The 14,336-nt window shown below is 69.1% G+C and carries 14 protein-coding genes and 1 tRNA gene; 10 read left to right on the forward strand and 5 right to left on the reverse strand.

What is annotated here, in order from left to right; all coding sequences use genetic code 11:
* Positions 1-60: 60 nt before the first annotated feature.
* Positions 61-765 carry a DUF4097 family beta strand repeat-containing protein gene (locus AB0E69_RS37880; protein WP_360158330.1) on the forward strand — a complete coding sequence of 235 codons (705 nt, stop codon included), beginning with the start codon at positions 61-63 and terminating at the stop codon, positions 763-765.
* On the opposite strand, the gene AB0E69_RS37885 is transcribed toward AB0E69_RS37880, so the two are convergent.
* The 3 genes from AB0E69_RS37885 to AB0E69_RS37895 all read right to left on the reverse strand — a co-directional run bounded on the left by AB0E69_RS37885 (position 725) and on the right by AB0E69_RS37895 (position 1,709).
* Positions 725-796: transfer RNA gene (locus AB0E69_RS37885), tRNA-Val, on the reverse strand. The genes AB0E69_RS37880 and AB0E69_RS37885 overlap by 41 nt on opposite strands.
* Positions 797-810: 14 nt before the next feature.
* Positions 811-1,269 (reverse strand): peroxiredoxin, encoded by a 459-nt coding sequence (locus AB0E69_RS37890; RefSeq protein ID WP_360158047.1) that lies wholly within the window; start codon positions 1,267-1,269, stop codon positions 811-813.
* Positions 1,266-1,709, reverse strand: coding sequence for a DUF3052 domain-containing protein (locus AB0E69_RS37895; protein ID WP_360158050.1), 444 nt, complete (start codon positions 1,707-1,709; stop codon positions 1,266-1,268). The genes AB0E69_RS37890 and AB0E69_RS37895 overlap by 4 nt, the downstream gene beginning before the upstream one ends.
* A gap of 308 nt (positions 1,710-2,017) precedes the next feature.
* Between AB0E69_RS37895 and aceE the strand changes: the two genes are divergently transcribed.
* From aceE to AB0E69_RS37940, 9 genes are all read left to right on the forward strand, one after another.
* The gene (gene aceE / locus AB0E69_RS37900; protein WP_360158333.1) at positions 2,018-4,744 is read left to right on the forward strand and encodes a pyruvate dehydrogenase (acetyl-transferring), homodimeric type; all 2,727 of its coding nucleotides are present in this window, start codon (positions 2,018-2,020) and stop codon (positions 4,742-4,744) included.
* A 98-nt stretch (positions 4,745-4,842) separates the two neighbouring features.
* Positions 4,843-5,364 (forward strand): GNAT family N-acetyltransferase, encoded by a 522-nt coding sequence (locus AB0E69_RS37905; protein ID WP_360158053.1) that lies wholly within the window; start codon positions 4,843-4,845, stop codon positions 5,362-5,364.
* Positions 5,365-5,443: 79 nt separating this feature from the next.
* Positions 5,444-6,421 (forward strand): Gfo/Idh/MocA family oxidoreductase, encoded by a 978-nt coding sequence (locus AB0E69_RS37910; protein WP_360158056.1) that lies wholly within the window; start codon positions 5,444-5,446, stop codon positions 6,419-6,421.
* 47 nt (positions 6,422-6,468) lie between these two features.
* The gene (locus AB0E69_RS37915; protein WP_360158059.1) at positions 6,469-7,143 is read left to right on the forward strand and encodes a creatininase family protein; all 675 of its coding nucleotides are present in this window, start codon (positions 6,469-6,471) and stop codon (positions 7,141-7,143) included.
* Complete coding sequence (locus AB0E69_RS37920; protein ID WP_360158062.1) at positions 7,140-7,898, forward strand: amidohydrolase family protein; 759 nt, start codon at positions 7,140-7,142, stop codon at positions 7,896-7,898. Before AB0E69_RS37915 ends, AB0E69_RS37920 begins: the two co-directional genes overlap by 4 nt.
* Positions 7,895-8,998: an enolase C-terminal domain-like protein gene (locus tag AB0E69_RS37925; RefSeq protein WP_360158065.1), complete on the forward strand. Its 1,104-nt coding sequence runs from the start codon at positions 7,895-7,897 to the stop codon at positions 8,996-8,998. The genes AB0E69_RS37920 and AB0E69_RS37925 overlap by 4 nt, the downstream gene beginning before the upstream one ends.
* Complete coding sequence (locus tag AB0E69_RS37930; protein ID WP_360158068.1) at positions 8,995-9,870, forward strand: amidohydrolase family protein; 876 nt, start codon at positions 8,995-8,997, stop codon at positions 9,868-9,870. Before AB0E69_RS37925 ends, AB0E69_RS37930 begins: the two co-directional genes overlap by 4 nt.
* Positions 9,867-10,610, forward strand: coding sequence for an amidohydrolase family protein (locus AB0E69_RS37935; protein ID WP_360158071.1), 744 nt, complete (start codon positions 9,867-9,869; stop codon positions 10,608-10,610). The genes AB0E69_RS37930 and AB0E69_RS37935 overlap by 4 nt, the downstream gene beginning before the upstream one ends.
* Before the next feature lie 37 nt (positions 10,611-10,647).
* Positions 10,648-11,610 carry a dihydrodipicolinate synthase family protein gene (locus AB0E69_RS37940; RefSeq protein ID WP_360158074.1) on the forward strand — a complete coding sequence of 321 codons (963 nt, stop codon included), beginning with the start codon at positions 10,648-10,650 and terminating at the stop codon, positions 11,608-11,610.
* Here the strand turns inward: AB0E69_RS37940 and hisD are convergent.
* Together hisD and AB0E69_RS37950 are read right to left on the reverse strand one after the other, a co-directional pair.
* Entirely contained in the window at positions 11,598-12,860 is a 1,263-nt protein-coding gene (hisD, locus tag AB0E69_RS37945) for a histidinol dehydrogenase (RefSeq protein WP_360158077.1), read from the reverse strand. The genes AB0E69_RS37940 and hisD overlap by 13 nt on opposite strands.
* Before the next feature lie 10 nt (positions 12,861-12,870).
* On the reverse strand, positions 12,871-14,262 hold the full coding sequence (locus AB0E69_RS37950) for a hypothetical protein (RefSeq protein ID WP_360158080.1): 1,392 nt from the start codon (positions 14,260-14,262) through the stop codon (positions 12,871-12,873).
* Positions 14,263-14,336 lie beyond the last annotated feature (74 nt).

A 14,336-nucleotide genomic window follows, 5' to 3' on the forward strand; every position in this document is an offset into this window, starting at 1 on the left:
TGTCAGCGGAGGCCGCGACGGTGGTTGCACCTTCAGCGACTACCTCCGGGAGACACCGAGATGCGTACCTTCATCACTCCGACGCCGATCTCCGCGACCGTCGACATCATCTTCGGCGACATCACCTTCGTCGCCACCGACCGCACCGACACCGTGGTCGAGGTCAGCCCGGTCGACCCGGCGTACGAGCTGGACGTCAAGGCCGCCGAGCAGGCCGTCGTCGAGTTCACGTCCGGCCGGCTGATCGTCAAACACCCGAAGCTCCGGACGCTGTGGAGCACGAAGTACGGCACCGTCGCGGTGCGGGTCGCGTTGCCGACCGGCTCGGACATCCAGGCCAAGACGGCGAACGGCGGGTACGTCGTCAACGGGCCGGTCGGCGCGGTCCAGCTGAAGACCCCGAACGGCGACACCCAGGTCGAGCGGGCCACCGGCGACCTGCGCGTGAACGCCGCCAACGGCGACATCACCATCGGCACTGCCCAGGCGGGGATCGACGCCCGCACCGCGAGCGGCGACGTCCGGGTCCACGAGATCGGCACCGGCGCCGTGGACCTCTACACCGCCACCGGCCAGGTCGAGCTGACCGTGCCCGACGGCGTCGCCATCGACCTGGACGCCCGCAGTACGGTCGGCCGCGTCATCAGCCAGGCCCGGACCGGCCAGGGAGTGAAGGTGCGGGCCCGCACCCACGGCGGCAACATCACCGTGCACCAGAAGCGAGTGGGTGAAGAGGGGATCGAACCCCCGACATCTTCCTTGTAAGGGAAGCGCTCTACCGCTGAGCTATTCACCCGAGACCGGAGGAGTCTACCTGAGAGCGGCCAGTGCCTTGGCGTAGTCCTCCGGGTCGCGCGCCTCCGGGATCGCATTCACCACCGACCAGCGGACGACGCCGTCCCGGTCCACCACGAAGGTGCCCCGGACGGCGCAGCCGCGGTCCGCGTCGAAGACGCCGTACGCCGTCGCGATCGCGCCGTGCGGCCAGAAGTCGGTCAGCAGACCGAACTCGAGACCCTGCGTGTCGGCGTACGCGCGGAGCGTGAACATCGGATCGCACGAGACGGCCAGGAACTCGGCCGCCGCCAGCAGGTCGGGGCGATCGCGGAGCGCGGCCAGCTCGCTCGTGCAGACCTGGCTGAAGGCATAGGGGTAGAAGACCAGGACGACGTCCCGACGGCCGGCGAAGTCGCTCAGCCGGACCTGCTCGCCGTACTGGTTCCGGGTGCTGAAGTCGGGGGCCCGGCTGCCTGCAGCCGGGACGCTCACCCGCGGCGGCCGGACTTCGGGACCACCAGTTTGGTCGCCGACCAGTCGTCGGTGATGCTGAGCGTGCTCGTCGTGGCCAGGCCCGCCACCGGGGCGGCCTCCGCGATCTCGCTGCTCTCCACGTACCCGTCGCGGCCGACCTTCGGGGTCAGCAGCCAGACGACGCCGCCCGCCTTCAGGTCGGTCAGGATGTCGAAGAACGCGTCGACCAGGTCGCCGTCGTCCTCGCGGAACCAGAGCAGCACCGCGTCCACGACCTCGTCGGTGTCGTCACCGACGAACTCCTCCCCGGTGACCTCCCGGATCGCGTCACGCAGGTCGTCGTCGCAGTCGTCGTCGTAGCCGATCTCCTGAACGACCCAGCCGGCCTCCAGGCCGAGCCGGGAAGCCATGTTCGGCCCGCCGCTCTTGCCGTCCGCGTGATCCGCGGTCGCGCTCACGTGTCCTCCTCCGTGGTCCCCGCTGTGACCGGGGGTAGGTGTCAGTACTGTGCTACTGGCGATAGTCCATCGTGACGTACCGCGTCGCGCAAGTATGCACCAGGGATCCGTGACGTGTCCGGTATCCGCGTGGCGGGTACAGTGCGTGTCCGCTCAGATCAGCCCCGGGCGACCGGAATCAGGCCCCTGTGGAAGGCGAAGTAGAACGCATTCCGAACAGGTGACAGGATTGCGGTGAAGACAACCAGAGAGAACGGCAGGACACCGTGGCTTCCGGACACGAACCACCAGCCATCATCACCGAGGGGATGCCCACCCAGCTCCCCGACATCGACCCCGACGAGACGCGGGAGTGGGTCGAGTCGCTCGACGCGGTCCTGGACGCCCGGGGCAAGGCGCGAGCGCGCTACCTGATGCTCAAGCTGATCGAGCGGGCCCGGGAGCGACAGGTCGGCGTCCCCGCGCTCCGGAGCACCGACTACATCAACTCGATCCCCCCGGAGAAGGAGCCCTGGTTCCCCGGCGACGAGCACATCGAGCGGCGGATCCGGGCCTTCATCCGGTGGAACGCCGCGGTGATGGTGAGCAAGGCCAACCGCAAGGGCCTGGAGGTCGGCGGCCACATCGCCACCTATCAGTCCGCCGCGAGCCTCTACGAGGTCGGCTTCAACCACTTCTTCCGCGGCAAGGACCACCCCGGTGGCGGTGACCAGGTCTTCATCCAGGGTCACGCCTCCCCCGGGATGTACGCGCGGGCCTTCCTCGAGGGCCGGCTGACCGCCGACCAGCTGGACGGGTTCCGCCAGGAGGTGTCGCGCGGGGCGCACCACGGCCTGTCGTCGTACCCGCACCCGCGGCTGATGCCGGACTTCTGGGAGTTCCCGACCGTCTCGATGGGGCTGGCCGCGCTGAACTCGATCTACCAGGCCCGTTTCAACCGGTACCTGCACCACCGCGGCATCAAGGACACCAGCCAGCAGCACGTCTGGGCGTTCCTGGGTGACGGCGAGATGGGCGAGCCGGAGTCGCTCGGAGCGATCGGCCTGGCCGCGCGCGAGGAGCTGGACAACCTCACCTTCGTGATCAACTGCAACCTGCAGCAGCTGGACGGCCCGGTCCGTGGCAACGGCAAGGTGATCCAGGAGCTGGAGGCGTTCTTCCGCGGTGCCGGGTGGAACGTGATCAAGGTGATCTGGGGCCGGGAGTGGGACAACCTGCTCGCCCAGGACCACGACGGCGCGCTGGTGAACAAGATGAACACCACGCCCGACGGTCAGTTCCAGACCTACTCGGTCGAGTCCGGTGAGTACATCCGGAACAACTTCTTCGGCGGCGACCAGCGGCTGCAGCAGATGGTCAGCGGGCTGTCCGACGACGACCTGCGCAAGCTGCCGCGCGGCGGTCACGACTACCGCAAGGTGTACGCCGCGTTCAAGAGCGCGACCGAGCACGTCGGCCAGCCGACCGTGATCCTGGCCCAGACCATCAAGGGCTGGACGATCGAGGCGCTCGAGGGCCGGAACGCGACCCATCAGATGAAGAAGCTCACCTCGGACGACCTGAAGGCGTTCCGCGACCGGCTGTACCTGCCGATCGAGGACAAGGACCTCGAGGACGCGTACAACCCGCCGTACTTCCACCCCGGCACCGACTCGCCGGAGTACCAGTACATGATGGACCGGCGTAAGCAGCTCGGTGGTTCGCTGCCGAAGCGCAAGGTCGAGCCGACCACGCTGACGCTGCCGGGCGACGCGGTCTACAAGCCGCTGGCCAAGGGCAGCAACGCGCCGGTCGCCACCACGATGGCGCTGGTCCGGCTGTTCCGGGACCTGATGAAGGACCCGGAGATCGGCCACCGGATCGTCCCGATCGCCCCGGACGAGTACCGCACGTTCGGGATGGACTCGATGTTCCCGACGGCCAAGATCTACTCGCCGCACGGGCAGAACTACGAGGCCGTCGACCGCAACCTGCTGCTCTCCTGGAAGGAGTCCGAGCAGGGTCAGCTGCTGCACGAGGGCATCAGCGAGGCCGGCGCGATGGGCTCGGTGCTGGCCGCGAGCACGGCGTACGCGACACACGGCGAGCCGATGATCCCGTTCTACATCTTCTACTCGATGTTCGGGTTCCAGCGGACCGGCGACTGGATGTGGGCGCTCGGCGACCAGCTCGGCCGCGGCTTCCTCATCGGCGCCACCGCCGGCCGGACGACGCTGACCGGTGAGGGCCTGCAGCACGCGGACGGACACTCGCCGCTGCTCGCATCGACCAACCCGGCGGCCGTCCACTACGACCCCGCGTTCGCGTACGAGATCGCCTACATCGTCAAGGACGGCCTGCGCCGGATGTACGGCTACGGGCTGGACAAGGACAAGCCGTACGGCGAGGACGTCTTCTACTACCTGACCGTGTACAACGAGCCTGTCCACCAGCCGGCCGAGCCGGAAGGCCTGGACGTGGCGGCGCTGCTCAAGGGCATGTACCGGTTCAACGAGTACGAGACGGCCGAGGGTGACGACGTACCGCGGGTGCAGCTGCTCGGGTCCGGCGTGTCCCTGCCGTGGGTGCTGAAGGCCCAGCAGATCCTCGCCGAGGAGTACTCCGTCGCCGCGGACATCTGGTCCGTCACCTCGTGGAACGAGCTGCGCCGCGACGCGATCGCCGCCGAGCAGCACAACCTGCTGCACCCGGAGGAGCCGGAGCAGGTTCCGTTCGTGACCGAGCAGCTCAAGGACACCAAGGGCCCGGTCGTTGCCGTGAGCGACTTCATGCGCGCGGTCCAGGACCAGATCTCCCGCTGGGTGCCGAACGACTACACCTCGCTCGGGACCGACGGCTGGGGCCTGGCCGACACCCGCGCAGCGGCCCGCCGCCACTTCCAGGTCGACGCCGAGTCCATCGTCGTCGCCACCCTGGAGATCCTGGCCAAGCGCGGCGACGTCAAGCCGGAGGTCGCCGCCGAAGCGGCCCGCAAGTACCGCATCGACGACCCCACGGCCGTCGCCGGCGTCAAGCAAGAGGGCGCCGGAGCCTGACACACCGCACCAGGCCGCCTACCCCTACCCGGGGATGGGCGGCCTTCTGCGTTGAAACTCGGTGGGCCGGCGCGGCGCCCAGCCCTACTCTCGTGGGCATGCCTGAGTTGATCGAGCCGACGGTTGCCCTGCGGGACTCCTGGAGGGAGTCGGCGCGCGAGTGGGGCGACGAGTCGCAGGACGGTGCTGGTCTGTGGGAGGCCGAGGATCTGAGCACGGTCGAGGGTTTCGCCGCCTGGACCAAGCGGTTGCACGAGCTGAGCGACGACAGCATCGGCGTCACCGAGGACCTGGTGCCGGCCACGTTCTGGTGGATCGTCGAGGGTGGGACGTACCTCGGCGCGATCACGTTGCGGCACACGCTGAACGCGAAACTGCTCGAGGGTGGCGGCCACATCGGGTACGGGATCCGTCCGTCGGCGCGGCGGCGCGGACTCGCGAGCTGGGCGTTGGGTGAGGTGCTCGAACGAGCGCGGGCGCGCGGGCTGGACCGGGTGCTGCTGACCTGCGACGCCGGCAACGAGGCGTCCGCGAAGACGATCGAGCGCCACGGCGGGGTGCTCGAGGACATCCGCGACACCTGGCTCGGCGTCGCGCGGCGGTACTGGATCACGCTCTAGTCAGCCCGTTGCGGCGCGGGCGGGTAGCTCTTAAGCTTCGGATAGCAGAAATTAAATCCGGTATTCTGAAGGAGCGACCATGCGGGTGGGGCTCGCGGGACTCGGTGACATCGGTCTCGGCGCCCACCTGCCCGCCCTCCGCCGGCACCCCGCGGTCCGATTGGTGCAGGTGGCGGACCCCGATCCGGACCGCCGGTCAGCGTTCACCGCCCGGTCCGCGGGTCGAGCCGACGACGTACGAGTCGTTGCCGAGCTGGCGCCGGGCGGTCTTGACGGTGTCGTGCTTGCGACGCCGCCGTGGGTGACGCCGGAGCTCGTGGTTCGGTACGCACAGGCCGGCCTCTTCGTCCTCGCCGAGAAGCCGGTCGCCACCTCGGTCGAGGCCGCCGCGATCTACGAGCAGCTCGACGACGAGCAGCGGCAGCGGGTGCAGGTCGGACTCACGTATCGGCACGACCCGGCGATCCAGCAGCTGAAGACGTGGATCGACGACGGGACGCTGGGTACGCCAGTCCTCGTGCGCGCCCACATCTACGACGAGGTCTTCCGCCCGGCCGACGTCGAGCACACCGCGCGGATCACCGCGACCCTGGCCCACGGCACCCCGGTGGTCCACGAAGGCGCGCACCTCTTCGACTGGCTCAGCCACCTGCTCGGCGGCCGGCCGGAGAGCCTGGACGATGCCTGGGCGCGCAGAACTCGCGGCGACCTCCAGGCGCCCAACCTGACCGGCGCGCGGCTCAGCTATCCCAGCGGTCACCAGGCGCTGGTCGAATTCGGCTGGTTCACCGCGGCGCTCCCCCGCTGCGAGCTCACGGTCCTCGGCGACCGCGGCCTCGCCACCCTCGACGGCTTCACCTTCGACCTCCGGCTCACCACCGCCGACGGCGACCGCCAGGTGCACTTCCCCGGCGACCGGATGACCCGCTGCTTCGACCGCCAGGTCCAACGCTTCATTGACCTGTACGACGGCACCCGCAAGACCGGCGATCCCTCACTGGACGACGGCATCGCCGCACTGCACACCGCTCAGCTCGTGGCGAGGAGCGCGCGATGACTCTTGTCGACTGGCACCACAGCAATCGGACTATCCTCAGCGAACTGTTGCCTATAGCAATCGTAATTCTGCCGGTCGGGGCCACGGAGCAGCACGGCCCGCACCTCGCGACCGGCACCGACTGGATTCTCGCGGAAGCAGTCTCCCGGGCAGCTGCCTCGCTGGCCCACGAACGCTCCACCCGGCCACTCGTCCTCGCGCCCGCAGTACCGTTCGGTGCATCGGACCACCACCTGCCCTTCGGCGGCACCCTCTCGCTGCCACCCGAGACGCTGCTCGCTGTTCTTCTCGATCTGGGGAGATCGGTGCAGGCCTGCGGTGGTAGACGATTCGTCCTGGTGAACGGACATGGCGGCAACAGAGGTGTTTGTCAGGCAGCCGCGGCCGCAATGACGACGAGGTACGACCTCAACGTCGCCTACCTCGACTACTGGCGCCTGGCTCGCGACCTCGACGTACCCGTCCCCGGTCACGCCGGCGCCTTCGAGACCGCCCTGATGCTGGCCCAGGACGGGCGATTCGTTGCCGAGCGCAAGCACCGCGACAGCCCACCGACGAGCGCAGTGGATGACGTCGACCTCCACACGGCCGAGAGCTGGCAGCGGATCGACGGCTATACGGACCACCCCGAGGCGGCCGATGCGGCGACCGGGCGGAAGTGGTTCGACCAGGTGGCGGCCGCGCTCGGCGACCGTCTGATCGAGCTGGCGGAGGTGCTGTGATCGACTTCCATACCCATACCCCGGCGTGGGAGACCGCGACCTGGCTGGGCGGGACGCCGTTCGGCGCCGACGAGTTCGTCGCGTTCATGGACTCGGCCGGGATCGAGCACGCCGTCGTTCTGAGCCATGACGGCCTGTTCGACCCCACGCCGGAGTCGAACGACCGGCTCTCCGAGTTCGTCCGCGCGCACCCGGACCGGATGACCGGCTTCGGAACGGTCGCGGTCCGCCGGAAGACCGCGGTGGACGAGGCCGAGCGGATGGTCGGCGAGCTCGGCCTGCGCGGCCTCAAGCTGCACCCATGGCTGCAGGGCTTCAGCATGCACGAGCGCGCGCTCGATCCGATCTGCGAGGTGATCACCGCGGTCGGCGGCGTCCTGCTGAGCCACGACGGCACACCGCCGTACTCGACGGCCGGCCAGATCGCCGCCCTCGCCCGCCGGCACCCGAAGCTGCGCGTCGTGCTCGGCCACGGCGGCCTGCACGACCTGTGGCGCGAGGCGCTGGTGATGACCCAGGAAACGCCCAACCTCTACCTGTGCATCTGCGGCACGCCGCCGTACGCCGCCCGCCGGATCCTTCAGGAAGCCCCACCGGACAAGGTGATCTTCGGGACGGACGCCGGACTCTCCGACCAGGCCAGCCAGGACTACGCGGTCGCGCGGGTCAAGGAGATCGACGGCTGGGGTATCACCGATGCGCAGCGGCAGGCGATGCTCGTCGACAATCCGCGCCGCCTCCTGGAGCCCGTGTGACGACCACCATCGCGGCGATCCAGACCGCGCGCATCACGCTGAACGCCGACCCGGACCTCCTGGTGCGCGGCGCCCGCGGCCCGCACGACCGCTCCGAGTTCCTGCTCGTCCGCGTGAGCACGAGCGACGGTGTCGAGGGGTACGGCGAGGTCAGCGCGACCCCGCTCTGGTCGGGCGAGGACGGTACGACGGCCGACCACTTCATCCGCACGCTCCTCGCGCCCGCGCTTACCGGCCAACCCCTGACGCCGGTCGCCGCCGCCGAAGACCTGATGGACAAGCTGCTCCACGGCAACCACTTCACCAAGGCGGGCGTCTCGATCGCGTTGTGGGACGCGTTCGCCCGCACGCTGGACGTCCCACTGGCCGTAGCCCTCGGCGGACCGCACCGCACCGAGATCCCGATCAAACTCTCCCTCTCCGGCGACGACGAGCAACTCGAGCGTGCCTACGCAGCGGCGCGCGCGGCCGGGTTCGAAGCCTTCAAGGTCAAGGTCGGCCTCGACCTCCCCACCGACCTGCACCGAGTCCGCCGAGCCCGCGAACTGGCCGGACCGGACGCCTTCCTCGGCACAGATGCGAACGGTGGTTGGACCCGTGCAGAGGCAATCACCGCAGTCCCCCAGCTGAAGGCATTCGGTGTGGCGTTCCTGGAGCAGCCACTCGAACCACGTGATCTACGAGGGACGAAGGCGGTCAGGCAGCTAGGACTGCCCGTGATTGCCGACGAATCAGTTTTCGGTATGCACGATCTCGTCGACGTGATCGAGGCGGAGGCGGCGGATGTGGTGAGTTTGTATGTGGGGAAGAGCGGCGGGCCGGGACGGGCGGTGCGGATGGCCGAGGTCGCGGCCGCGCACGGGCTGCCAGTGCTCCTTGGGTCAAATGGCGAGCTCGGGATCGGCGCGGCGGCGCAGTTGCACGTGGCGGCCGCGGTACCGCGACTCTCGTCGTACCCGAGCGACATCATCGGCGCGCACTACTACACCGAGGACGTGCTGGCGAAGCCGCTCGACAGCGACGGGCGGAGAGTTCGGCTGGGTGACGCACCCGGCCTGGGAGTGACCTTGCGAGACGACCTGCTACGGGAGTTCCGATGATCGTCGACGTTCACGCGCACACCCCGACACACCGCGACGCCGTACCCGACGACGAACGGCAGGTCTACACGAACTGGCGCAACGATCGGCCGGTGGTGACGACGAACTCGTGGGCCGACTACAACGAGGCAATGGCCGCGGCCGACGTGTCGATCGTGTTCAACATCGCCGTCGACGACCCGCTGACGCTCACCGGACTGCCGTACCCACCGGAGCGCTGCAACGACGCCACCGCCGAGTTCGTCAAGGACAGCCCCACCCGACGGATCGGCTTCCTGTCGGTCAACCCGACCAGGCCCGGCGCTCTGGACGAGGCCGACCGCTGCCGCGAGCTCGGTCTCGTCGGTGTGAAGCTCGGCCCGAACTACCAGAACTTCGACCCGCTCGGCGAGCCCGCCTTCGCCTTCTACGAGTACTGCGAGCGTCACCAGCTGCCGATCCTGTTCCACTCCGGCGCCTCGCCGATCCGCGCAGCGCCCTTGCGCTACACGCATCCGCTCGTCACCGACGAGATCGCGTTGCGGCACCCCGACCTCAAGATCGTGATGGCGCACATGGGCCACCCATGGAGCCGCGAGACCGTCGTCACGATCCGCAAACACCCCAACGTGTACGCCGACGTGTCATCGATCTACCTGCGTCCGTGGGTGCTCTACCAGTCGCTGGTCAACGCCGTCGAGTGGGGTGCAGCCGGCAAGCTGCTGCTCGGCTCGGACTTCCCGATCGCGAACACCGGCGAGGCGATCGCGGGGCTGCACACCGTCAACGACATGCTCGCCGGGACCAACCTGCCGAAGGTCCCGGCCGAGATCATCGACGGCATCGTGCACGCCGATGCGCTCGGCGCCCTCGGGCTGGAGGTGCCCGCATGATCATCGACGCCCATGTCCGGATCGGCACCGGCCGCGAGGTCGACCTGTCACCCGCCGAGCTGCTCGCCACGATGGATGCCCTCGGCATCGACCAGGCCGTGGTCGCACCCTCGGAGCGCTGTATCGCCTACGACAACCGCGAGGGCAACGAGACGACCACGACCGCGGCAGCAGAGTCGAACGGTCGCCTGCTCGCGTACGCCGTTGCGAACCCGTGGCGCGGGCAAGCCGCGCTCGACGAGCTCGACCGAGCCCGCGATGCCGGAGCGGTCGCCCTGGCGGTCGACTCCGTCCTGCAAGGTTTCGACCTGCTCGACGGCCTCCTCGACCCACTGCTCGACTTCGCCGCCGAGGCAGGCTGGTTCGTCTACGTGCGCACCGGTACGCCGGCCAGTGCCCTCCCGCTCCCCCTCGCCAGCCTGGCCCGCCGGCGGCCCGAGCTACCGGTCGTGATGGGCAAGAGCGGCGCGACCGACTTCTGGATCGACGCCGTACCGGCCCTGCTGCACGCGCCCAACCTGTACGGCGACACGTCGTACGCGCCCTGGGACACCGTCCTGACCGGGTTCCTGAACGAGCCGGGGATCGGGGCCGAGCGGCTGGTGTTCTCGACCGACGCGCCGTACACGGTCCCGCTCGCCGAGCTGGACCGGATCCGGGACTGGCCGGTCCGGCCGGAGCAGACGTTCGCCGTCCTCGGCGGCACACTCGCCCACCTGCTCGGCGCGAGCCGAGGGTGAGCCCGAAGAGTCCCAGAGTCCGCAGAGAGGAAGCGCGATGGCCACCACAGAGGTAGGCACCGACCTCGACGCGCGGAACGACGCGTCGCTGTTGGTCCGCGGCGTCTCCCCGGTCCTCGAGGTTCCGTTCACCGCCGACGGCGACGTCGACCACGAGGGTTTCGACCGCGTGGTCCGGTTCGTGCTGTCCACCGGCGTGACCAGCGTGATGTTTCCCGGCTTCGCGTCGGAGTTCCACAAGCTCTCCGAGGACGAGCGCCAAGAGCTGACCGAGATCCTGCTCTCGCACACCCGCGGCCGCGGCGATGTGGCCGCGGTGATCGCGGTCCAGGACCACGCCACCCAGCTCGCCGCGCGGCGCGCGCAGCAGGCGGTGGCGGCCGGAGCCGACCTGATCAATCTGTTGCCACCACACTTCCTGTCGCCGTCCCGAGACTCGCTCGCCGCGCATGTCCGGGCTGTCCTGCAGGCGATCGCGCCAGTGCCGCTCGTGCTGCAGTACGCACCGGCCGAGACCGGAACCAGCCTGGACGCGGACCTGCTTCGGGCGATCGCGACCGAGCACCCGAACCTGCGCCTGGTCAAGGTCGAATCCAGCCCGCCCGGCCCATTGATCGCCGAGCTCGCCGCGGGCAGCCCGTCGATCCCCGCGGTCGAGGGGTACGCCGGGGTTCAACTGCCGGACGCAGTACGGCGTGGCGCGGTCGGCACCCAGCCGGGGTGCTCGCTGACGGAGGTGTACGTCGAGATCTGGCGCCGGCTGACCGGTGGCGACGAGGAGGGCGGGGTCGACCTGCACCGGCGGCTGCTGCCGTACATCTCGTACTGGATGCTCGACACCGAGCGGATCATCGCGGCCGAGAAGCTGATCTCGGTCCGCCGGGGGTTGTTCGCGAGCGCCTACTGCCGCGAGCCGGCCCACCACCCGGACCAGGAAGAGATCCGGATGGTCGACCGGCTGCTGACCGAGTTCGCCGACTTCCTGCCCTACCTGGGCTGATCCCGGAGCCGCGCGGTGAGCGCGTGCCCGAACATCAGCTCGGCGTCCGCGATCGCCGCCGTCGAGGGCGCGATCGACCGGACGCCGTCGGCGGTCAGCCGCTGGTAGGTGACCGTCTTCAGGAACTTGCCGACCCACAGCCCGCCCGTGTACCGCCCGGCCCGTCCGGTCGGCAGCACGTGGTTGGTCCCGATCGACTTGTCCGAGAACGCGACGGTCGCTTCCGGGCCGATGAACAACGAGCCGTAGTTCCGCAGGTTCGCGGCGTACCAGTCGTCGTCGGCGGTCTGTACTTCGAGATGCTCCGGGGCGTAGCTGTCCGAGACCTGGACGGCCTCTTCGCGGGACTCGCAGACGACGACGGTGCCGTGATCGCGCCAGGCGGCGCCGGCAACCTCTTTGGTAGGCCAATCTCCCGCGAGCCAACGGTCGACCTCAGTGATGACCTCTGCGCCGAAATCTCGCGAGGTCGTCACCAGCAGGGCTGGGCTGTTGGGTCCGTGCTCCGCCTGGCCGAGCAGGTCGGCGGCGACCAGGCGGGCGTCGGCAGACTCGTCCGCGATGACGGCCACCTCTGTTGGTCCCGCCAGCAGATCGATGCCGACCGTGCCGAACAACTGGCGTTTGGCCTCGGCGACGTACGCGTTGCCGGCGCCGACCACCAGATCGACTGGCGGGACATCCTCTACGCCGAAGGCCAGCGCTGCGAAGGCCTGCACTCCACCCAAGCAGAGGATGACGTCGGCGCCGGCGAGGTTCATTGTGTAGAGCTGGGGGCCGTAGATGCCGTTGGCGTCTCTTGGTGGGGCTGCGGCGACGACCGTGTCCACTCCCGCGACCTTGGGGACCGTGACGGTCATGATGCTCGACGCGATGAGTGGGTAGCGGCCGCCTGGGGAGTACGAACCTACCTTCGCCACGGGAATGTGCCGGTGGCCCAGGACTGCTCCCGGAAGGGTTTCGACTTCCAGGTCCGTGAGGGTCTCGCGTTGGGCTCGGGCGAAGTGTTCTACCTGGGAGCGGGCGAATTCGAGGTGGGCAGCCAACTCGTCGTCGACCGTGGCCGCCTTGATGGTGTCGGCCGAGACGACGAACGAGTCGGGATCCCAGTTGTCCAGCTGGGTCGACCAGCGGCGGATGGCGGGGAGACCCTCGTGCTCGATCTCGGAGAGGATGCGGCTGACGGTGTCGATGACGTCCTGCTGCCGTTCGACCCGTTGCGGCCACCCGGTCTTGAGGTACTCAGGCATGATCGCCCTCCTAGCTGTAGCTGCGCGCGATGGCCGCGAAGATACGCGCGGGACGATCGGCCAGGTAGTGGTCGATGACGGACAGCAGTGGACCACTGCCCCGCAGGATCCAGTCGCCGTCCGCCTCGAACCCGGGGTTGCGGACGGTCAGCCCGATGGACTCGACGTGATCCACGCCGACGTCGATGTACCGCCCTACAACGTCCTTGAGCACGTGCAGGCGGAAGGTGAGCTCGACTTCGTTGCGTCCAGCAACGTACTGCGTGACGTCGACCGGGCCCTCCATGCCGTCGCCATTGGTCCACACGGGCCAGCGCTGCTCGTACAGATCCATGGTCCGGACGACGGCGTCGTCGATCAGCAGCTCCAGCTGGTAGACCCCGGGCTCGATCCCCGGCGCGAGGAACCAGCGGTGATACCAGAACGACACCTCGTAGCGCGGCATTCCCGGGTCGACCTGCACGCGCTGCGTGGCCGACGCCGTCGTACCGGCCGCGGCTCGGGCACGCGAGTTGATCAGCGCGAGCCGGCCGTTGCCGTACAGCGCCTTGTTGTCCGCGGTCGGCGCGGGACCGTCGTCCAGCTGGGTGCCATAGGCGATCACGCCGGGGATCCGCCCCGCGGCGACGTACTCCGCGGCCGTGGTCAGCGTCGCGGCGCAGTACTCCGGGGTCGCGTGCAGCGGGGCGTCGAGGAACCGGCCGGTGTAGATGAGCGGGATCAGCTCGAGCCCGCGCGGGTCGGTCAGCGCGAGGATCTCGTCCAGGCAGGGGCCCAGCGATTCCGCGACCGTGGTGTTCTCGTTGCGCCCGTCGAGGAACGGGTAGATGATCCCGTCGACGAACTCGCCGTACGCGTCCAGGAACTCGGCGTTCGTGGCCATGCCGAAGTACGCGCAGGTGTAGAACCGCAGGTCCGGTGCGATCGCGGCCGCCGCGGCGGTGAACTCGCGCAGGTACTCCGGGGTGAACAGCGACGCGTTGTTGCCGACCTCGAAGTCGTCGATCGCCCACGCCGTGAAGTTCGGGTACTTCACCGCGAGCTCGGCGAACGCCTTCGCCCAGCCGACGTAGTCCAGCCGGTACGGGCGCGAGGCACGGCCGTACTCCGAGGTCTCGGTCGGCGGCACGATGTACGGGATAACGTCGATCCCGGCGGCCGCGGCGGCGGGCAGGAACTCCTCGCACAGGTCGTCGAAGTCGGTCGGCGAGTCCCAGATGCAGTACAGGTACGTGTTCACGTTCAGCTCGCGCAGCCGGCGGATCAGCGCGGGCGTGTCGAGGTGCCGGTAGCCGTCCGCGCGCGGCGCGCGCTCGCGAACGGACGCGCCGACCGTGTTGCCACCGGTCAGGGTGGCCTTGATCCCACCGGCGGGCTGGGGGTACGGACCGCGATGGCCCATCGGAACCACTCCTCAGACTTTTCGAGATTTCGAAAACAGTTCCGTGATCTCAGAAAAGCCTAAGTCGGCGTGGC

Source organism: Kribbella sp. NPDC026611 (assembly GCF_040638345.1).
Lineage (GTDB): Bacteria > Actinomycetota > Actinomycetes > Propionibacteriales > Kribbellaceae > Kribbella.

Coding starts and splice junctions, on each gene's coding strand:
- AB0E69_RS37905 (WP_360158053.1), top strand. CDS start 4,843: ATGCCTGAGTTGATCGAGCCGACGGTTGCCCTGCGGGACTCCTGGAGG.
- AB0E69_RS37910 (WP_360158056.1), top strand. CDS start 5,444: ATGCGGGTGGGGCTCGCGGGACTCGGTGACATCGGTCTCGGCGCCCAC.
- AB0E69_RS37930 (WP_360158068.1), top strand. CDS start 8,995: ATGATCGTCGACGTTCACGCGCACACCCCGACACACCGCGACGCCGTA.
- AB0E69_RS37935 (WP_360158071.1), top strand. CDS start 9,867: ATGATCATCGACGCCCATGTCCGGATCGGCACCGGCCGCGAGGTCGAC.
- AB0E69_RS37950 (WP_360158080.1), bottom strand. CDS start 14,262: ATGGGCCATCGCGGTCCGTACCCCCAGCCCGCCGGTGGGATCAAGGCC.
- AB0E69_RS37940 (WP_360158074.1), top strand. CDS start 10,648: ATGGCCACCACAGAGGTAGGCACCGACCTCGACGCGCGGAACGACGCG.
- AB0E69_RS37880 (WP_360158330.1), top strand. CDS start 61: ATGCGTACCTTCATCACTCCGACGCCGATCTCCGCGACCGTCGACATC.
- aceE (WP_360158333.1), top strand. CDS start 2,018: ATGCCCACCCAGCTCCCCGACATCGACCCCGACGAGACGCGGGAGTGG.
- hisD (WP_360158077.1), bottom strand. CDS start 12,860: ATGCCTGAGTACCTCAAGACCGGGTGGCCGCAACGGGTCGAACGGCAG.